This window comes from Flavobacterium sp. (assembly GCF_035456225.1).
Taxonomy (GTDB): domain Bacteria; phylum Bacteroidota; class Bacteroidia; order Flavobacteriales; family Flavobacteriaceae; genus Flavobacterium.
Genome location: NZ_DATIDM010000100.1, coordinates 1 through 20,583, shown reverse-complemented (window position 1 = coordinate 20,583; position 20,583 = coordinate 1). Strand labels below are relative to the sequence as shown.

Below are 20,583 nucleotides of genomic sequence, written 5' to 3'. Positions count from 1 at the left end.
ACCGCTGATGAATCGCAGCGCCTGAAATCCCAATCTTTTGGGCAATTTGCAAAATGGGTTTTCGCGCATCTTCCATAAGCTCACGAAGAATCTGCTTGTCAATTCCGTCGATTTCTATCTGTAAGTGGTTTAATTTCATGTTAAAAAATATGTAAGTAGTTTTTGTTTTTTTATATCAAATTTAATAAAAATTGTTTTATTGAGTTAAAAAATTGTTTATGTGTAAAAAATTACGCATCTTTAAAATACATAGGTTGCCGTTATAGGTAAATCTAAAATTATTATTATTGATATCAGATTACTACTAATCCCAAATCTAGTAAAATGAAAAACTTAACTTTAAAAGCATGTCTGGCGGCGACAGTTTCGCTGTCGGCATTGGTTACGGTGCAGGCTCAGGATATTGAAGCCGTGGCTGAAAAGCCTATAACCAAAACTTCCGTTGAGAATCAGGTAAATGCAATTTTTAATAATTCTGCCGAGCAGAATGACGTAAAAATGGTCAGGAAAACGGATCTCGAAAACTTACGGTTCGACGTGGTGACGCTTTTGTCCAGAAATGAAAACGATTTGGCGGATTCAAAAAAGACGATTGAATCCAAAAACGGAGAGATAAAAAATCTGACAGCGAAATTGGATGAAGCTAAAGCCAAAGAAGCTACTTTCGATACGGCTAACGAAACGTTTTTACTTTTTGGAATGCCGCTTTCTAAAGTTTTATACCATTCGATCATGTGGTCTTTGGTTTCTGTGTTGCTGATATTTGCTGTTTTTTTGGGTTTACGATTTAAAGGAGCAAATAGCATTACAAAAGATGCCAAAGAGAAGTTGACAGAAGTAGAAGAAGAATTTGAACAGTTTAAACGCAATGCCATCGAGCGGGAACAAAAACTCCGTCGCCAGTTGCAGGACGAAATTAATAAGCAAAAGAAAAAGCTTGTTGATGTTTCATAAAAAAAGCCCCTCAAAGAGGGGCTTTTTGTTAATTATATCCTTTGTATTCTACGCTTTTTTCGTTGAAAACCACTCCGTATTCTTCTAATTCATCTAAAATAGGCAGATAGACTTCTTTGTTTAGTGGCAATTGCACACCTGGCGTTTTAATGTTTCCGTTTAGGATTTGAAGGGTTGCCATGGCTACCGGCAGTCCTACGGTTTTTGCCATTGCGGTGTAGGTTTGGTCGTCGCCAAGACATACCATGGTGGCGTCAATTTGTTTTTTCTCACCTTTTAACTCATAACCTATTTTGTGGTACATTACAATCATGTCTTTCTCGTCCGGTTGCAATGCCCAACTGTCAGATAATATTTTTTCCAGAATTTGTGCCGGAGTAGCGTTCTTAAGACCTATGATTTTATTGGGGTTGAATAAGTTCAATTCCAATAATTTATCCCACATCACGTCATCCTGGTCGATTTTTAATTTGTGGCGTAGTTTTATTTCGATTGAATCGGTAGGGTGGTAAGGCAGGAATAAATTGACGAATTCGCGATAGCTCATCGTTTCGGAATCATCAATAACGTAGGTGTCATCGGTCATTCCCAGTTGTACAAACATATCCCAGGCTTTTGAAAATCCAACCCTGCGGATGGTGCCTCTAAAAACAGTTAGTGCATCGTTTAAGCCGTAGATACTTCTGTATTTCAAAGAATCGCGGTTGGCATAACCTTCAAATTTTCCGTAGCCGTCTACTTCTAAAAATTCGGTTCTTCGGAATAATTTATGATAAGGAATGTACTTGTATGATCCTTCCTGAATGAATTTTGCTGCTCCTCCCTGGCCGGCCAAAACCACATTTCTCGGAGCCCACGTAAATTTGTAATTCCAAAGGTTTGTATCCGATTCCGGAGCAACCAATCCGCCGCAGAACGATTCGAATAAAATGATTTTTCCTCCTTTTTCGCGGATTTCATCGATTACTTTCATAGCGCTCAAATGATCGATTCCCGGGTCAAGGCCAATCTCATTCATAAAGATAAGGTTGTTCTCTTTGGCTGCTTCATCAAGGCTTTGCATGGCGTCGGATATATAAGAGGCCGTAACCATGTGTTTCTTGTAAGTGATGCAGTCTTTGGCCACTTCAATATGTAAATGAGCCGGTAACATGGATATTACGATATCGGCTTTCTGAATTTCTTCCCTGCGTTGGTTTTCATTGAAGATATCCAGGGCAATAGCCGAAGCGTTTTTATGGTTCTGTGTCTTTTTTTGAGCTAATTCTAAAGATAGGTCACCAATGGTGATATGCAGTTTTTCGGTTTCCGATTTTTCCAGCAGATATTTAATAAGTGAGGATGCTGAACGGCCCGCTCCTATAATCAGAATGTTTCTCATTGTGGGTTTTGTTTTAAAAGTCCACGAAAATAGCAAATTGTTATATTATTATGAAATAGAAACGATATTAGTTTTATTATTTAACGTTAAAAAATTGTAGTAACTTTGGGCGTAATTTAAAAATCATGGATAAAAAAATTATTGCAGTTGCTGCTTTTATGGGGGCTGTGGCTATTATTTTGGGTGCATTTGGGGCACATGGACTTAAATCTGTTTTGAGTGAAACCGAATTGGGAACTTTCGAAACGGGGGTGCGTTATCAGATGTACCATGCATTGTTTCTTCTTTTTATCGGAACGACCGGTCTTATATCGCAAAAAACAAAAAAAATCATTTTGATGCTGGTTGCCGTCGGAGTAGTAATGTTTTCAGGTTCAATCTATTTGTTGTCAACGGCTTCAGTGACTTCAATCAATGCAAAAATCATTGGTCCGATAACGCCTTTAGGAGGATTGTTAATGATTTTAGGATGGATTGTGCTTTTTGCTAAAATTAAGGGTAAAAAAGCAGAATAAATGGTTAAAAAAACCTATCCGAAATTAATTTTTTTTATTTTTGCAGTCTTATTAAAACAAACAAACAACACATTTTTTAATTATGAATGTTACCAAAACAATTTCATTAGAGAAATACGGAATTAAGAATACTGTAGAAGTTATCTATAATCCGTCTTATGATTTCTTATATAATGAAGAGCTGAATCCTGCATTGGATGGTTTTGAAAAAGGGCAATTGTCAGAACTTGGTGCGGTTAACGTAATGACAGGTGTATTCACGGGAAGGTCTCCAAAAGATAAATATATTGTAAAAGATGATGTTACTAAAGATACGATTTGGTGGACATCAGACAAAGCTGTAAACGATAATAAAGCCATTTCTCAAGATACATGGAATGCTTTAAAAGAAACTACGGTTAACCAGCTTTCTTCAAAAAGATTGTTCGTGGTGGATGCTTTTTGCGGTGCCAATGAAGATACGCGTCTGAAAGTGCGTTTCATTATGGAAGTAGCCTGGCAGGCGCATTTTGTGAAAAACATGTTCATCCGTCCTACGGAAGCCGAGTTGGAAAACTTCGGAGAACCGGATTTCATTGTGATGAATGCTTCTAAAACAAGTTTCAAAGATTATGCTGCTCACGGATTAAATTCCGATGTATATATTGCTTTCAACCTTACCGAAAAAATCCAATTAATTGGAGGTACCTGGTATGGTGGAGAAATGAAAAAAGGATTGTTCTCGATGATGAACTACTACCTTCCATTGAGAGGTATCGCTTCAATGCACTGTTCTGCCAACAAAGGTAAAGACGGTGATGTTGCTGTTTTCTTCGGATTGTCTGGAACTGGTAAAACTACGTTGTCTACAGATCCGAAACGTGAATTAATCGGTGACGATGAACACGGATGGGATAATGACGGTGTTTTCAACTTTGAAGGAGGTTGTTATGCAAAAACGATCGATTTGAGCAAAGAAAACGAACCGGACATTTTTGGTGCTATCCGTCGTGATGCTTTATTGGAAAACGTAACGCTTGATGCAAGTGGTGTAATCGATTTCAAGGATGGTTCAGTAACGCAAAACACGCGTGTTTCGTATCCAATCGAACATATCGAAAATATTGTTAAGCCGGTTTCAAAGGCAGGTCATGCTTCAAAAGTGATCTTCTTAACGGCGGATGCTTTCGGAGTAATGCCACCGGTTTCAAAATTAACCCCGGAGCAGACTAAATATTATTTCCTTTCTGGTTTTACCGCTAAATTGGCTGGTACGGAAAGAGGGGTTACCCAACCAGAACCAACATTCTCTGCGTGTTTCGGAAAAGCGTTTTTATGCCTGCATCCAACAAAATACGGAGAAGAATTGGTGAAGAAAATGGAAGAACACAATGCCACGGCTTATATGGTAAATACAGGCTGGAATGGTACAGGGAAACGTATTTCTATTAAAGATACACGAGCGATTATCGACAGAATCCTTGATGGTTCATTAGAGAAAGCTGCTACGCAAATCGTGCCTATTTTCAACTTGGAAGTGCCAACGGCTTTAGAAGGTGTGAATACAGAGATTCTTGATCCGAGAAACACCTATGCTGATGCTTCTGAATGGACCGGAAAAGCTGCTGATTTAGCAGGAAGATTTATCAATAACTTTGTTCAGTATACCGATAACGAAGAAGGTAAAAACCTTGTTAAGGCTGGTCCGCAATTATAATCAGACGTAATAAATTATATAGAAAATCCCACCCGCTTTGCGTGGTGGGATTTTTGTTTTTACAAAGTTCCGATTTTACTGTGTTGTGAATTTTTGGAATAAAAAAAGCAGCCAATGGCTGCTTTTTTGTAGAATATGAGTAATGTTATTTTTCCTTGGATTCTTTGTTAGCTTTAATAATGTATTTTTCTAAAGCCATTGTCATGGACGGGGTTTCTGGCGTTGGCGCCATAATATCCACTCGTAAGCCGTGATCCAGGGCTTCTTTTTGAGTAGTGCTTCCAAATACCGCGATTCTCGTATTGTTTTGTACGAAATCCGGGAAGTTTTTGAATAACGATTTTATTCCTGTTGGACTAAAGAAAGCCAAAACATCGTAATAAACGTCTTTTAAATCAGAAAGATCACTCATTACCGTTCTGTAGAACGTTCCGGGTACCCAATTTACTTTCAGGCCGTTTAATGTTTGCGGTACATCCGCATTCAATTGGTCTGATGAAGGCAAAAGGAATTTTTCGTCTTTGTATTTTTTGATAAGTGGTGACAAATCAACAAAATCCTTCTGACCGACATAAATTTTACGTTTGCGGTAAACCACATACTTCTGTAAATAGAAAGCGATGGCTTCGGACTGGCAGAAGTACTTTAAATCTTCAGGTACTTTATAACGCATTTCTTCAGCTACTCTAAAGAAGTGATCTACCGAGTTTTTGCTGGTTAAGATAATCGCCGTAAAGTTGTTTAAGTCGATTTTTTGTGCTCTCACCTCTTTGGCTGGGACGCCCTCTACGTGAATAAAAGGTCTGAAATCAACTTTGATCTTCAGTTTTTGCTGTAGTTCAAAGTACGGTGAATTCTCCACTTTAGGCTCTGGTTGAGAAACCAAGATAGTTTTCACTTTCATAATCTAAATAAAATCAATTATTCTAACTTTTTGTAAACCAATAATACATGAAATAATAGGGCGCTATTTCAAGTGCGCAAAGATACAAAATAAAATAAAAGAACTTGCTTAAGATTAAGTTTTGATAATTCTTCAATGAAAAGAAGTATGTAGTCATGTTAATTATCAAAATAATTGAAATCACAACGAGAAGCAAGGTTTTTGATAAAAAATCGTTATAGAAAAGCAGGATATTAACCGGTAAAACCAAAAGACCAATATAGGTCCTGTAGTTAACTTTCTGTAAATTAAATTGTTCGTTAAATTCTTCAATATTGAAAGTTGTGGCAATGATTTTCTCGATAAGGTATTTGGAAAGTATGAAAACCCCCAGCAATGTGGTTATCTGTATGTAACTTACCCAGTTGTATTTTGTTGTTAAGCCAAAATAGCTCAAGGTAATCTGGATTAAAAAGGCGAACGAAATTAACTGTACGACAAACATGGAGATGGTAAACCAACTGTTCATGTTTCCGCTGTCTTTGTATATTTTTAAATACTTATCCGAGATGGCTATTTTGATGAATTCATTAAATCGGACTTCAAAAATAGTCCGGTTGATGGCGAGAATAGAAAAGCAGAGTACAAACAATACTGTTGCCCAATCTTTGCTTTCAATAGCTCTTTCGTTAAGTAATAAGTCCATCATATCGGATGTAAAAGTACTAATTTTTGTTTTGAAATACACACGTCACAATCATGACAGAAGATATAAAATGTATAACTTAATCATTTCGTCGGTTGAATTCGGTTTTCTGACAGATTGCAAAATTTATTATAATTTTATTATGAATATGGAGTTAGAAATAGTGTATTTTTGCAGGTAAATCTGAATTAAAAAATGAATACAGGCGTAGTTATTATTCCTACTTATAATGAAATTGAAAATATAGAAGCCATTGTCCGCGCCGTATTTTCTTTAACTACACCTTTTCACGTTTTAATTGTGGACGATAATTCACCCGATGGTACTGCGGCAAAAGTAGAGGAGCTCCAAGAGGAATTTCCCGAGCGCCTTCACATCGAAAAAAGATCCAAAAAAGCCGGTTTGGGAACCGCTTACGTTCATGGTTTTAAATGGGCTTTGGATAAAAAATTCGACTATATTTTTGAGATGGACGCCGATTTTTCTCATAATCCGAAAGACCTTGAGCGACTGCATGAGGCTTGTGTCGAAGGAGCCGATTTGGCGATAGGCTCGCGTTATGTAACAGGTGTAAATGTGGTGAATTGGCCGCTAAACCGCGTTTTGATGTCCTACTTTGCCTCCGTATATGTTGATTTTATCATGGGGATGCGAATTCACGATGCCACAGCGGGTTTTGTTTGTTACAGAAGAAATGTATTGGAAACCATAAACTTGGACAGAATTACATTTATCGGATACGCGTTCCAGATTGAAATGAAATACAGGACCTTTATCAATAAATTCAAAATTGTTGAAGTCCCTATTATTTTTACCGATCGGACCAAAGGTCAGTCCAAAATGAGTAACGCCATTATCAAAGAAGCGATATTTGGTGTTATCTCCTTACGAATCAGAAAACTATTCAACAGATTATAAAAGCATGAATTCTACATTAATTAAAAACGCAAAGATTGTAAATGAAGGAGTAATTTTTGAAGGCGATGTGCTTATTGAAGGTGAATTCATTAAAGAGATAGGAACAGATATCAGTAACAAACCGTCGATTTCCCAGGTGATTGATGCCGAAGGGAATTTTCTGATTCCCGGTGCTATCGATGACCAGGTGCATTTTCGCGAACCGGGACTGACTCATAAAGGAAACATAGCTTCCGAATCGCGCGCTGCGGTTGCAGGAGGGATAACATCATTTATCGAACAGCCAAATACTGTTCCAAATGCGGTTACCCAGGAGTTGCTGGAGCAGAAATACCAAATCGCTTCTCAAGGTTCCTATGCCAATTATTCGTTCATGATGGGCGGAACCAATGATAATCTGGAAGAAGTTTTAAAAACCAATCCACGAAATGTGGCCGGGATTAAACTCTTTTTAGGTTCATCAACCGGAAATATGCTGGTGGATAATGAAGAGGTGCTGGAAAAAATATTTTCGAGTACGCCGATGCTGATTGCCGTGCATTGCGAAGATGAGGCCACCATAAAGGCAAATCTGGAGCATTATAAAGAAGAATATGGAGATAATATTCCGATGAAGTTTCACCATCTGATTCGTAGTGAGGAAGCGTGTTATATTTCGTCTTCAAAGGCGATTGAATTAGCCAAGAAAACCGGAGCACGGTTACATATTTTCCATGTTTCGACAGCTAAAGAAACCGATTTGTTTACCAACAAAATTCCTCTGGAGGAAAAAAAGATCACGGCAGAAGTTTGTGTTCACCATTTATGGTTTACCGATGCCGATTACGAGACTAAAGGAACATTGATTAAATGGAATCCTGCGGTAAAAACACAAGCTGATAAAGACGGACTTTGGAAAGCTTTACTGGATGATCGCATCGATGTTATCGCAACCGATCACGCACCTCATACCTGGGAGGAAAAACAAAATCCTTATACCAGTGCTCCATCGGGCGGACCTTTGGTTCAGCATGCTGTTGTGGCTATGTTTGAAGCGTATTTGCAGGGTAAGATTTCGGTGGAGAAAATTGTAGAAAAAATGGCGCACAACCCGGCCAAAATTTTTAAAATCGAAAAAAGAGGTTTCATCCGTGAAGGCTATTATGCTGATTTAGCCATTGTTAATACGGCCTTGCCTTGGAATGTAAATAAAGACAATATTTTATACAAATGTGGTTGGTCTCCTTTTGAAGGGACTAATTTTAAATCCAGAATCTCCCATACTTTTGTAAATGGGCAGTTAGTATATGCCAATGCTAAAGTGAAAGAAGGATGTTTTGGGCAACGTTTATTATTTGACAGGTAATATGAAAAAAATAGTATTATTGTTTGCTTGCATTGCTGTTTTAAGTTGTAGCGACAAAACAGTGGAAAAACCGGACAATCTCTTGAGTGAAGAGGTTATGGTGGATGTTTTATATGATATAAGTGTGCTTCAGTCGGCGGAGAATTTAAATTCGATTGAATTCACTCAAAAAAGCATTAAAGTAAACGAGATAATCTATAAGAAGTATAATATCGACAGTCTTTCGTTTGCACAGAGTAACCGTTACTATGCTGCAGATCCGCATAATTATCAAAAATTATTCAAGAAAGTGGCGGAAAAAATTGAAGCGAGTAAAAAAGCACTTAATTTCAAGTCTGTCAAAGAGACCGGAAAGGAATTGGCACCTACATATGTGCCTAGCGTACAGTAGCCAAAAACTTATCCATAGGCTCGAAGGAATATTTCAGCTGACGGATTACTTTGGAATTGTCATAAATTTCAGTGGAATGTGATGATTTGGCAGTGGCTTTTGTGAAGCTCCTTTTTCTGTTGAAGAGTTTAGAGAAAAGCCAATCTAGTCGCCAGTAAATAGAAGTCATATAAGGTCTTGCGTAAATGTAAGGCCTTTTTTTCTGCATATTGTCGGCAAGGCTGTTTAACAGATTCTGAAGAATGATATTTTCGGATACAATCGTAAAGCGCTCACCACTGATGTCGGTTTTCATCAATTGAATCATAATTTTTACAACATCATCCGCGGTGGTAATTCCTGTAGAGCCCTTCGTGTAAAAAGGGAATCCGTTTCGAATCTTTTGCAGGAGTAAACCGCTTCCCGCATCGCCAAATCCTTTACCGAAAATCACGCCCGGATTAACCACTACTACGTTAAGTCCTTCCTGGGAGCCTCTCCAGACTTCCGTTTCCGCTCCGTATTTTGTCAGGGCGTAATCACCGTGATTTTTTTCAGGATTCCATTCGGTTTCTTCGGTTATGATTTTTTCGCCGTCCCTAACATCGCCTAAAGCGGCTATGGAACTGACATGGCAGAGTTTTTTTATGCCGAAATCGATACAGCAATTTACGATATTGGCCGTTCCTTCGATGTTGATTTTACGCAGCTGGTCTTCGTCATTTGCATCAAAGGAAATTAAAGCGGCGCAGTGGTAAACGTATTCGATATTTTCAAAAGCCTTTTCTAAAGCGGGAATGTCAGTGATATCAGCCTGGACCCATTCGATTTTAGCAAACAAATCCATCTTGTTTTCGATTTCGAATAGATTTCGTGTTTTTGCAATGGAAGCCGATTTGCGGTAAATGACGCGAACCACCTCATTTTCATGAAGCAACTCAAGTAGTAAGTGAGCACCTACCAATCCTGTTCCGCCGGTAACTAATATCATATATGGCGAAATTACGAATTATGAATTATGAATTGCGTTTTTTTTCGATTAAACAAACAAACAAATAACCGACCCGAGCGAAAGCGAATAGATGAAATAATCAACAATAAATTTTATCTTTGCGAAAATTGTTTTCAAAATGAGAAATATAGTAGAAGAATTACGTTGGAGAGGTTTGGTTCACGATATTATGCCGGGAACAGAAGAGCAATTGACAAAAGAATCTACCGCAGCCTATATCGGATTTGATCCTACATCAGATTCATTACACATCGGAAGTTTGGTGCCGATTATCTTATTGGTGCATCTGAAGAATTTCGGTCATAAGCCTTTTGCTTTGGTCGGAGGAGCAACGGGTATGATTGGGGATCCTTCGGGAAAGTCAGATGAGCGTAATTTATTGGATGAGGCTACATTAAATAAAAACGTTGCCGGCATCAAAAATGTATTGTCCCGTTTTTTAGATTTTAATTCAGCCGATGCCAATGCTCCTGTTTTAGTGAATAACTACGATTGGATGAAGGATTTCTCGTTTATCAATTTTGCCCGTGATGTGGGAAAACGTATAACGGTAAATTACATGATGTCGAAAGATTCGGTTAAAAAACGTCTGAACGGAGAGATTGGTGAAGGAATGTCGTTTACGGAGTTTACCTACCAATTGATTCAGGGATATGATTTTTACCATTTATATAAAGCCAATAACTGTCTGTTGCAGATGGGCGGTTCGGACCAGTGGGGAAATATCACAACCGGTACTGAGTTAATCCGAAGAATTGGCGGTGAAGGAGCGAAGGCTTATGCGATGACATGTCCTTTAATTACAAAGGCTGACGGTTCTAAATTTGGTAAATCAGAAGGAGGAAATGTTTGGTTGGATGCTGATAAAACCTCGCCGTATAAATTTTACCAGTTTTGGTTGAATACCACAGATGTGGATGCTGAAAAATATATCAGAATCTTTACGTTTATCGGACAGGAGGAAATCGAAAAATTGATTGCCGAGCATCATGAAGCACCGCATTTACGCGTGTTGCAAAAACGTTTGGCAGAAGAAGTAACTACGTTTGTTCACGGTAAGGGAGAATTAGAAAAGGCTATTGAGGCTTCTGCGGCATTTTTCAGTCCGAGTATGGATGATTTGAAGAAACTTGACGAAAAGACGTTTTTGGAAGTCTTTGAAGGCGTACCGCATGCCGAAGTAGCGATGGCTGATGTTGAAGCTGGTTTGGATATGATTGCCGCTCTTGCTGCTAAAACTAATTTCCTTGCTTCCAACAGCGATGCCAGAAGGGAACTGAAGCAAAATGCCGTTTCCCTGAATAAAGAAAAAGTGGGAGAGAACTATATGATTTCGCCAAAGGACCTGATTAATAATCAGTTCTTACTTTTGCAGAAAGGAAAGAAAAATTATTATGTGATTAAAGTGAAATAATCATTTTGGAAATAAAATAAGCCTGCAGGATTTTTAAAATTTTGCAGGTTTTTTTTATGTTTTAAAAGTTCGGGATTATTTTAGATGACCATCAGATTGCAGCCACGGATATCGGAATTGTCAAAACGTCCCAATACTTCGAAAGAATGGTTGGGGTATTTTTTTCCCAAATCCTGCGTGGCAATAAACGAACATGAATTGATGTTGGCTAAATCAATAACGTTGATGCCTCCGGTTTTGCCTTCTGCTACATAAGACAATGCGTCTTCGGTGTCGCGGATAAGGATTTCCATCCAGGGTGGACATTCGAAAATACCATCACCTAATGAATAAGCCTGGGAAAGCAATTCTGTCATGCCGTATTCCGAATGGATTTTGGAAACTCCGAAACCATTACAAAGGATTTCGTGTAATTCTTCCCGAATGATTTCTTTGCGCTTGCCTTTCATGCCACCGGTTTCCATGATAATGGTGTTCTTTAGCTGAAAGTTTTGCTTCTCAATCAAATCCAACAAGGCATAGGTGACGCCAATCAATAAAACGTTTTGTCCTGATTGGTCTAGTTGGATGAGTTTTTGGATCAGTTCGTCATAATTATGCAGATAAAAACCACTATCGGGTTGGTTGGAACCTTCAATCAGGTCTTTTGCCATGTAAATTAAGGAAGAGCCTTCGCGTTCCAGATAAGAGGGGAGCAGTGCTAAAACCACGTAGTCTTCGATATTGCCATAAAATTGGGAAAAACCTAATCGGAAACTCTGTTCGTAAAAATTCAAATCGGTTACCAGATGGCGGCTGGTGATTGTTCCTGTAGTTCCGCTGCTGGTAAATATTGTTTGTACCGGTTCGGCAGAGCTTACGACATCATGTGACTTAAAAAACTGTATAGGTAAAAACGGAATTTCCGTTAATGATTTTACGTTTGTTTTGTCTTTTTTCAGTAACCTGCAAAAGTTTTGATATACCGGATTGTTATCGTATTGATAGCGGAATACTTTGAGTGTGGTTTTCTCAAACTCTTTTTTGGAAGCAATGTGAAAAATGTCGGACGTAGAAAACATGGTGCAAATGTACAAAAATAAAAAAGCACCAACTTTCGCTGATGCTTTCTTTGTGTTTTATAAAAGAAAAAAGGGATTATTTGATAACCAGTTTTCTGGTAGCTGTTTTTCCTTCTTCGGTAATTTTAACCATATAAACACCTGCATTCAAACTTGAAATTTCAATTACCTCGTTTGCAGTGGTAGTGTTTAAAACCTGTTTTCCAACAAGGTCGTAGATTGAAACAGTTTTTACACCATTTGCAGCTGTAGTAATATGCAAGAAATCTTTAGCAGGGTTAGGGTAAACATTTAATCCAGAAATGTTGTTCTCCTGAACACTTAAAATTCCATTTAGCGTTGTAGCAACTCTTACCTCGTCTATTGTTGTAAATGGAGTTGTGTTAGTAGAATCCTGACGTAATAAGAATCCGCCCAATGTAGCGATTGGTGCTGCAGGAGTGTCTGTTAAATCAGCTGGGGTTGCAGGTGTGAAAGACGCAATTGTTGGGTTGAACCAAGCTTTCAAAGTGTTTGTTGCGAAATCATATCCCATTACCACATAAACCACATCATTTACATTGAAGAAAGTAGAAGTGTAATTAGTTGTAGACGTTCCTGAAGTCAATCCTAACTGGTAAGTACTTCCTGTTTTTTTGCTGAAAATACGTGCTTTGAAATTATTAGAAACCCCATCCGTTAAAACGGCAAAATAAGTCTGTCCTCCTTCAGTTACGGCAGTATTGTCTGTTACTTTCATTAAGAAAGAACTGTATAAAGTGCCTGAAGTGATTCCTGTAAATGGAGTATGGGCTTCTGCTCCTCCTCCGTCAAAAGCAATTGAGTTACCTGTTGAAGTAAGTCCGGTATAAGTTAAGTTTCCTGCGGTTGCCAAGATATTATCACCGGTATTGCTAATTGACCATCTTTGTTCGTTTGTCAATATATTTCCAACTGTATAATTGAAAGGCTCATTATAAGGTAAAGTATTTACCGGTTTGCATTGCGGGGCCACTATAACTCTGGTTATTCCGCAAGTTCCTGTTATGGTTAGTGTTACGTTGGTTCCTTCTGGGACATTTGAGATAACGATGTTACCCGTAGCAGTTGTAGAAGGGTTGTCTCCTCCAATGGTTCCTACATTTGTTGATAAGTTGTAAGTACCGCTGTTACCTCCTGTGAAAGGAATAGTTGCATTGTAAGTGTCTATAGCTAAAGTTACAGCATTGCAAGCTGCGGTTTCTACGTCCAGGGTTAAACTGCATGGAGTTGTTCCCATCCAAGTAGAAGAAATATACAGAGCATCAACAATTTCATTTTGCGTTGCACCAAATTGTCTTAAACAGATGCGGTCAACAGCTGCACTTCCGCTTCCGGTTGCTGTTGCTTCCGGTGCTCCTGCAGCGGCTTCATTAGCGGGAATTCCGCTTGATTTCACCCAAACACTACAAGCTCCGGTGGCAGAATTGTTGTATTTAACTATAACAAGATAGGTTGTGTTTAAAGTAAACTCGGTTGTTCCAAAATTACCTGTTGATGAGTTTGAAATACCGATATTAAAAGTTGTTGTTGGGTTGGTGGCCGACGGTCTTACAAATATTCTTCCGACTTGCGTTCCTGTATCTGTTGGTGAAAGGTGAATGAAATAACCTGTAGTTGCGTTGGTGACATTTATTAGAAAAGATACAAAAACGTCGCTTGAGGCGCCTGGGGCAGCAGTAAGCAGTTTATTTACATCTTCTCCCGTATTGTCTACTTTAGCGGCGTTTCCTGCGCTAAAACCCGTGATACTGCCAGCTCCACTGTTGTATCCGGCATAAGTTAAACCGTTGGATGCGCCAACGTCAATTGCATTGGTTCCTGCACCGCTATGGGCAGTCCATCCGTTGGCTGTTAATAATGAATTGTCAGTATAGTTAAAGCTATCGTTAAGATAGTTTACCTGAGCGAACGAAAATGTGCTAACTGTCAAGGTTAACAATAATGCGTAAATTTGTTTCATATTAAACAAGTTTTTTAAAAATTGGATGACAAATATAACAAGTATTTACAGATTGTAAAACTTTTCCATGTAAAAATAAGGTAAAATAAATGAACAGCCGAAGCGCAATTATTTAACAATCAACTTTCTTGTAGCTGTTGCTTCGCCTTCTCTTATTTTGATAATGTAAACGCCGGCATTTAGGTTGCCTATGTTTAGTTCTTTAGAACTAAGTGTGGCCTGAAGGATTCTTTTTCCAAGCACATCGAAAATCTCTACTTCCTTGTCAAGCGCCAATTTAGATACGATGTAAATTTTATCCCCGCTGGTTGGGTTGGGATAAATGCTCAATCCTTCGATTGTGTTTTCTTGAGGTTTGTTCACAGGTGCTGCCTTACTCTCCTGGGCCATTAGGCTTGAGGAAAATAAAAAGGCCGAAAAAAGAATAATATAAAAGTAATTTCTCTTCATGTGAACTAATATTGTGTAAAGATATAAAAATATTTTCAAAATACATGCCAAAAAAAACGCCCTAATTTAAAAAGGGCGTTTTTGGCAGTAAAAACAATCGTTTACTTACTGAATTAAGTTCAATCCATTAACTGTAGACCATGATCCAGACGCTAACGAAGCCCCGGTAGCAGTGGTGTTAGTCGTGAATCTCCCTTCAGGGAAGGCTACAGTTATTGAAGACGATCCACCGGCAACATTTTGTGATGTATTCGTTATCTTCACTCCTGTCAATTTGATTTTAGAGCCATTTACCTGGTTTGTATTTGTAGTCGCATCCTGAATTTTTATGGCTGCACCCTGGTAAACAATTCCACCTTCGGTATAATCTCCATATCCGTCAATAACTACATTGGTAAAATCTCCGTTTCCTTCTTTTTTGAACTGAATCGCATCAACTTGTACGTCTCCTGCAACTTCCGGAGTACATCCTGTGGCTCTTTTCAAAGTTACGTTAGTGAATTTCGGATAAAAGTCATTGTTGTTTGCAGAAGCTTCAATTTCAATACCAAAGTTTCCTTTGTTTGTTTGATAAGCATACCAGTTGGTATTGTTCTGACCTTGCCATCCGTCTTGCCAGTCGAAAGAATCGTCATAATTTCCGTAAGAAATAGCATTTGTTAAGCTTACTGTTCCTCCGTAAAATTCGAAACCGTCATCAGCACCCATGTACGATACCAAGTGATCAAGTGTTGTTCCTGAACCTACAGAGTAGAATGAGAATCCGTTTAATTCTTTTGTTCCGTCAGCCAATTTTTTACCGGCATATTCCACGCGAACATATTTTAATGAACCTCCGTTGTGTGCAGCGTTGCTTCCTCCGTAGTTCAAGGATAATCCGTCTTCTGAAATTGAAGTGTTTCCGCCTCCTAAAACTTTCACAGGAGCATCTCCATACATAATGATTCCACCCCAAGATCCTGGAACTTTAGAAACTTCTGTAAAAATAACCGGGGAAGATTCAGTACCTTCAATCATTAATTTTCCGCCGTTTTCAACAACTAAAGCGTTGTCACCATTTATCTTATCACATGTTACAGTACTTCCTGCAGCAATTGTTAAAGTTGCGCCGGATTTTACTCTTACGATTCCTTTTAAGGTGTAATTTCCATAAGCATAGGAAGTGGTTGTTGTGATGTCTCCGCTGATTTCGCCTACCTGTGGAGTTACAGGAGTGTTGTTCTCCTCATCGTCATTTGAACAACCCGTGAATAAAGTGCCTAAAACAGCAAGGCTTAAAAGTAATTTTTTCATTGTGTTTGTTTTTTTTGTTTCTCGTAATTTTTTAGTTTAATTCGTTGATACAAAGGTGTTTCATTTTTTAAAACAGGCGGTTAAGCAAACATCAACATATCATTAAAGGAATTTCAACTTTAGGTAAAGTAAAAGTTATCGGGATTACGGAATTGTAATCACAAAAAGCTGTTTCAAAGGGTTTAGTAATAAAAGTGAAATGGCTTATATGGTTTTAAAAAATAGTACCTAATGCAGTAAGGAGAAAAAATATTAAACGCAAAAGAAGCTGCCTTTTGAGACAGCCTCTTTTAGTTGCTAACTATAACTATTTAGAAGGTATATCCAAGGTTGAATGAGAATCCTACGCCTCTTTTGTAATTTCTCATAAGATAAGAGCTTTCATTGAAAGTGGTTGTGTTTTCTGTTCCCAATTCATATTTTATCTGTGGATTCAGAAGGTTGTCTGCTGATAATTTCAAATCAAAATGTTTGGATAGTTTACTGTTCAATACCAAGTCCAATCGACTTACCGGCAATTCGTAAATATGATCCAGACCATTGGTTCCCACACTGTAAATGCGTTTTCCGAAAACAGAGTAAACTAAAGACACTGTATTGGTCCAAGTGTTGCTCATACTAAACTGGTATTTTAAATCGGAATTGATAAGCCATTTCGACGCTCCCTGTAAATCACGGTCTTTGTGTGTTTCGATGCTTGGTATTTGATTTCCGTTCGGTCCCGTAACGACATCTGCAACTTCTACTTTGGTATGCATCAGGGAAGTATTGAATCCCCATGAAAGATCTTTGAATGCAGGGGTAAGTCTTTCCAGGTCTAATATGAATTCCGCTTCCAGTCCGTATATTTTAGCGTTTTCCGAGTTCAGGAACGTTACAATGGTAGACCCCGGACTTGATATGTAAGTGCGTTCGATAGGGTTTTGGATGTTTTTCCCAAATAAGCCTACGGCAAACATTTCTTTGGAAGTAGGGAACATTTCGAATTTTAAATCAATATTGGTGTTGTCGCTGTTAACCAGGTATGGATTTCCCTGAAAAACCGTATTGTCCGGGTTAACGATCTGTAGCGGGTAAGACTCCATGATAACCGGTTTTGAATACGTTTGTGAGGCTGCAAAACGAAGGTTTGTGTTGTCGTTAAGCGCGTATTTGGCGTTAACCGATGGTAAGAAGTATACTTTGTTTTTATTTACCGTTTTATAAGGCTGATCGAAAGAACCTAATTCCCTGTATTTGGTTGTTCGGTCATAATTTTCGGCTCTAAAACCGGCATTAACGTCGAATTTCTCGGAGAATTTGTAAAACAGGTTGGCGTAACCGGCATTGTTTTTCTCGTCTAATTTTGCTTTCCAGGTGGAATTACTGGATTCCTGGAAATAGATTGTGTTGTTCAACAAATCGGTTTCAATCTGTTCGTTAACGGTAAACGGATTTAAATTGAATGTGACATTGCCGGTAGTGTTGGTATAGATAAATCTATAGGATGATTCCGTACCGTTGGTGTTTCCGTTATATCCGACAGACAATTTGTGCTCTTTTCCGAATTTGAAATTGTATTCTAGAAAAGCCGAACTGAACAGGTCGTTTTTAACATCCAGATACTGTCTTAAGAAATTGTTTCCTCCATAGCTTACCAAGACGTTGTCTTCGGCCAGTTGATGTCCGGTATATGAATTTCTGTCCGGCTGATCGAAAGTTGTTTTGGCCAAGGATACACCCATTTTTACCAGATGGTTTTTGTTCGAAGTGATGGCATAATCCCCAAAAAGCTGTCCGTTTAAATATTGGGTTTCATCCAATTGGTTGGTGCGGATCAGATAATCGTCAACATCCTGTTGCGCATTTTGATATCCCAACTGATCCTGAATCAAATTATCCGAAGTTTTAAGATACAACACGTTGGTTGATAAATTCAGTCTTTCGGAAGCATAATTCAATCCTAAAATTGAGGAAAAATTAGTTTTGTAATTATACGTTGTAGTTGTAAAGTTGTTTGAATACTGAATAAGGTTGCCTGGGTTCAGCGTTCTGTCAACTCCTGTTCTGTATTGGAAGGAGTTGTCAAAATTTAAAGAGATAAGGTAGCTTATCTTATTGGTGTTTTTCAGGTTGAATTTTTCGGCATGTAAAATTCCGACACTGGTGTTTAATGGGCTTTTGGTTTTTTTAACCTCAAATCCGGTCTCGAAAGCGTCAACTGCATTTTGGCCGGTAAGCGTTACCGGTGGGTTGGGAGTGTCGTTAAATTCGGAAGGCAGGGCTCTGTCGTTTCCTGTTAAACCGAAAAATCCTTTTGCGTTGTCCGCATCACTGGTGATGTAAAAATTTCGCAGACTGTTATTGGTTACCAAGCCTGCTCCCAAAGATAATTTCGTGATGCTGTTGTTCACTTTAGAAGTAGCAATGTTAAAAGTAGCTCCGGCAAAATCTCCGTAAATATTAGGATTGAATGTTTTGTAGGTTTCAATCACGCTTACCACATCGGTCGGAACCAAATCCAATGGTACGATTTTCTGGAAAGGGTTGTTGGAAGGTACTGCTAAATTGTTAATCAGCAAATTGTTATATCGGTCTTCCAATCCGCGGACAAACAAACCTCTTGAGCCTACTTTTGAGATCCCGGTCATTTTGGTCAGTCCTTCTTCAACATCACTCACTCCTTTTCTGGAAAGTTCCTGTGCTCCGATGGATTGTTTGATTTCAACTGCTTTTTTCTGTTCAACCAAAAGTGCCGTTTCTTTCTCCCGATTTTGGTCTACTTTAATTACCACATCCTGAAGTTCGACTCCTTTAGCGCCCAGAGCCTGATTTATCGTTTTGGTTTCACCGCTTTTAATTGTGAAAGGGACTTCAATACTTTCATAACCCAAGAAAGAAATTTGCAATACATGATTTCCTTCAGAAACGGAAAGCGAATAGTGGCCTTGCTCGTCCGTGTTAGCTCCATTGGTTGTGCCTTTAATCATTACGGTAGCAAAAGGAAGCGCTTCATTATTCATATCCTTATCCGTAATGCTGCCTGTAACCGTTCCTTTTTGCGCAAAAGCAAATACTGTAAATAAAAGGGTGGTTACTAAAAAGTTAAGTTTCATTTTTATGTTGTTTAATTTTCTGCAAAGGAACTGTTAGTAAGTTAACCCGACGTTACAGACTCGTTATGCTTTTGTTTGTGTTGTATTATCAAATTGTTACCATATTAAATAATCGTTAAGTCAGAGAATACAACATTAATCGTTTTGTATTATCTTTACCTTTACATCCCGAAAACACAAAGAAGTGTCAATTATGAAAAAGAAAGACATTAAAATATTATTGGTTGATGATGAGCCGGATATTTTAGAAATCGTAGGGTATAATTTAACCCAAGAGGGATATCAGGTGGTAACGGCCAGCAATGGTAAAGAAGCCATAACCAAAGCGAAAAAAGAAGTGCCGCAGCTTATCATTATGGATGTGATGATGCCCGAAATGGATGGCATGGAGGCGTGTGAAAATATCCGTAAAATACCTGAATTGGCCGATGTTATCATTACTTTTTTAACCGCCCGAAACGAAGATTATTCCCAGGTGGCCGGTTTTGATGCCGGTGCCGATGATTACATTGCAAAACCGATTAAGCCGAAATTACTCGTAAGTAAAGTAAAAGCGTTATTGCGCCGACTTAAAGAGGAAGAATCAAAAGGTGATATAATCCGTGTGGGGGAGATTGAAATCAACCGTGAAGCCTACAAAATAATCAATGAAGGTAAGGAGATTATCCTGCCAAGAAAAGAGTTTGAATTGTTTTATCTTTTAGCGACCAAGCCCGGAAAAGTATTCAAAAGAGAAGAAATCCTTGATAAAGTTTGGGGCAATGAAGTGGTTGTGGGCGGAAGAACCATCGACGTTCACATCAGGAAATTAAGAGAAAAAATCGGAGACGATTTGTTCAAAACCATTAAAGGAGTAGGCTACAAGCTGGAGCTGTAAATGAGTATAAGCTTTAAGAAATCATACAAATTTGCCGTAAAATCTGCGTTTTATATCACGTTGTTTGCAACTGGTTTTGCTGCTATTTTGCTGTATTTTTTTCTTGAAATCAATTATCCCTTTCTGGCGGTATTTACCCTTGCCATTTTCCTTTTTTCTTTTTTTGTATTGCAATTCCGCGTGGAGAAATTCATCTATAAACGCGTTAAGAAAATCTACGATGACGTATCGCTTCTGGATTCCACAACATTGCGAAGTCAGCCCATTACAACCGATATGGCAACTTTGACGCTCGATGTACAAAAGTTCGCCCGGGAGAAAAAAATCGAAATAGAAATGTTGAAAGTTCGTGAGGAATACCGAAGAGAATTTCTTGGGAATGTTTCTCACGAACTGAAAACACCCTTGTTTACCGTACAAGGCTATCTGTCAACGTTGCTTGATGGCGCCATGAACGACAAATCCATCCGTAAAAAATACCTGGAACGCGCTGAAAAAGGTGTGGAGCGTCTGATTAACATAGTAAAAGACCTTGACATGATTTCCAAACTGGAAACCGGCGATCTGAATCTCAACTACACTAAATTCAATATCGTAGATGTAGTGCAGAATGTTTTTGATCTGTTGGAAAT

Annotated in this window: 19 protein-coding genes; 9 read left to right on the top strand and 10 right to left on the bottom strand. The window is 38.5% G+C overall.

Annotated features, from left to right (window positions below; genetic code table 11):
* On the bottom strand, positions 1 to 139 hold a 139-nt coding region (locus VLB74_RS05935; RefSeq protein ID WP_325202538.1), incomplete at its 3' end, for an AsnC family protein.
* Between the two features lie 185 nt (positions 140 to 324).
* Here VLB74_RS05935 and VLB74_RS05930 point away from each other — a divergent pair.
* Positions 325 to 954, top strand: coding sequence for a tRNA (guanine-N1)-methyltransferase (locus tag VLB74_RS05930; RefSeq protein ID WP_325202537.1), 630 nt, complete (start codon positions 325 to 327; stop codon positions 952 to 954).
* Positions 955 to 982: 28 nt separating this feature from the next.
* Here the strand turns inward: VLB74_RS05930 and VLB74_RS05925 are convergent, their stop codons facing one another.
* The gene (locus tag VLB74_RS05925; protein ID WP_325202536.1) at positions 983 to 2,335 is read right to left on the bottom strand and encodes a saccharopine dehydrogenase family protein; all 1,353 of its coding nucleotides are present in this window, start codon (positions 2,333 to 2,335) and stop codon (positions 983 to 985) included.
* Positions 2,336 to 2,460: 125 nt separating this feature from the next.
* Between VLB74_RS05925 and VLB74_RS05920 the strand changes: the two genes are divergently transcribed.
* Complete coding sequence (locus VLB74_RS05920) at positions 2,461 to 2,850, top strand: DUF423 domain-containing protein (protein ID WP_325202535.1); 390 nt, start codon at positions 2,461 to 2,463, stop codon at positions 2,848 to 2,850.
* 82 nt (positions 2,851 to 2,932) lie between these two features.
* Positions 2,933 to 4,546 carry a phosphoenolpyruvate carboxykinase (ATP) gene (gene pckA / locus VLB74_RS05915; protein ID WP_325202534.1) on the top strand — a complete coding sequence of 538 codons (1,614 nt, stop codon included), beginning with the start codon at positions 2,933 to 2,935 and terminating at the stop codon, positions 4,544 to 4,546.
* A 145-nt stretch (positions 4,547 to 4,691) separates the two neighbouring features.
* Here pckA and VLB74_RS05910 read toward each other — a convergent pair whose 3' ends face one another.
* On the bottom strand, positions 4,692 to 5,450 hold the full coding sequence (locus VLB74_RS05910; RefSeq protein ID WP_325202533.1) for a uroporphyrinogen-III synthase: 759 nt from the start codon (positions 5,448 to 5,450) through the stop codon (positions 4,692 to 4,694).
* A gap of 22 nt (positions 5,451 to 5,472) precedes the next feature.
* A complete protein-coding gene (locus VLB74_RS05905; protein WP_325202532.1) occupies positions 5,473 to 6,135 on the bottom strand; it encodes a DUF4271 domain-containing protein in 663 nt (220 codons plus the stop codon).
* 195 nt (positions 6,136 to 6,330) lie between these two features.
* Between VLB74_RS05905 and VLB74_RS05900 the strand changes: the two genes are divergently transcribed.
* Genes VLB74_RS05900 through VLB74_RS05890 form a run of 3 tightly spaced genes read left to right on the top strand, consistent with a single transcriptional unit; the run spans position 6,331 to position 8,789 of the window.
* Entirely contained in the window at positions 6,331 to 7,053 is a 723-nt protein-coding gene (locus VLB74_RS05900) for a polyprenol monophosphomannose synthase (protein WP_325202531.1), read from the top strand.
* Positions 7,054 to 7,057: 4 nt separating this feature from the next.
* Positions 7,058 to 8,398, top strand: coding sequence for a dihydroorotase (locus VLB74_RS05895; protein WP_325202530.1), 1,341 nt, complete (start codon positions 7,058 to 7,060; stop codon positions 8,396 to 8,398).
* Between the two features lies 1 nt (position 8,399).
* Complete coding sequence (locus VLB74_RS05890) at positions 8,400 to 8,789, top strand: DUF4296 domain-containing protein (protein WP_325202529.1); 390 nt, start codon at positions 8,400 to 8,402, stop codon at positions 8,787 to 8,789.
* Here VLB74_RS05890 and VLB74_RS05885 read toward each other — a convergent pair.
* Positions 8,776 to 9,759, bottom strand: coding sequence for an NAD-dependent epimerase/dehydratase family protein (locus tag VLB74_RS05885; RefSeq protein WP_325202528.1), 984 nt, complete (start codon positions 9,757 to 9,759; stop codon positions 8,776 to 8,778). The genes VLB74_RS05890 and VLB74_RS05885 overlap by 14 nt on opposite strands.
* 139 nt (positions 9,760 to 9,898) lie before the next feature.
* Between VLB74_RS05885 and tyrS the strand changes: the two genes are divergently transcribed.
* The gene (tyrS, locus tag VLB74_RS05880) at positions 9,899 to 11,194 is read left to right on the top strand and encodes a tyrosine--tRNA ligase (RefSeq protein ID WP_325202527.1); all 1,296 of its coding nucleotides are present in this window, start codon (positions 9,899 to 9,901) and stop codon (positions 11,192 to 11,194) included.
* Between the two features lie 80 nt (positions 11,195 to 11,274).
* On the opposite strand, the gene VLB74_RS05875 is transcribed toward tyrS, so the two are convergent.
* From VLB74_RS05875 to VLB74_RS05855, 5 genes are all read right to left on the bottom strand, one after another.
* The gene (locus VLB74_RS05875) at positions 11,275 to 12,255 is read right to left on the bottom strand and encodes a LuxE/PaaK family acyltransferase (protein WP_325202526.1); all 981 of its coding nucleotides are present in this window, start codon (positions 12,253 to 12,255) and stop codon (positions 11,275 to 11,277) included.
* Positions 12,256 to 12,331: 76 nt separating this feature from the next.
* Positions 12,332 to 14,236, bottom strand: coding sequence for a T9SS type A sorting domain-containing protein (locus tag VLB74_RS05870; protein WP_325202525.1), 1,905 nt, complete (start codon positions 14,234 to 14,236; stop codon positions 12,332 to 12,334).
* A gap of 108 nt (positions 14,237 to 14,344) precedes the next feature.
* Positions 14,345 to 14,686, bottom strand: a complete 342-nt coding sequence (locus VLB74_RS05865; protein WP_325202524.1) for a T9SS type A sorting domain-containing protein — start codon at positions 14,684 to 14,686, stop codon at positions 14,345 to 14,347.
* 105 nt (positions 14,687 to 14,791) lie between these two features.
* On the bottom strand, positions 14,792 to 15,979 hold the full coding sequence (locus VLB74_RS05860) for a hypothetical protein (protein WP_325202523.1): 1,188 nt from the start codon (positions 15,977 to 15,979) through the stop codon (positions 14,792 to 14,794).
* A gap of 311 nt (positions 15,980 to 16,290) precedes the next feature.
* Positions 16,291 to 19,074, bottom strand: coding sequence for a TonB-dependent receptor (locus VLB74_RS05855; protein WP_325202522.1), 2,784 nt, complete (start codon positions 19,072 to 19,074; stop codon positions 16,291 to 16,293).
* 193 nt (positions 19,075 to 19,267) lie between these two features.
* On the opposite strand from VLB74_RS05855, the gene VLB74_RS05850 reads away from it, so the two are divergent.
* Complete coding sequence (locus VLB74_RS05850; RefSeq protein ID WP_325202521.1) at positions 19,268 to 19,951, top strand: response regulator transcription factor; 684 nt, start codon at positions 19,268 to 19,270, stop codon at positions 19,949 to 19,951.
* On the top strand, positions 19,952 to 20,583 hold a 632-nt coding region (locus tag VLB74_RS05845), incomplete at its 3' end, for a sensor histidine kinase (protein WP_325202520.1).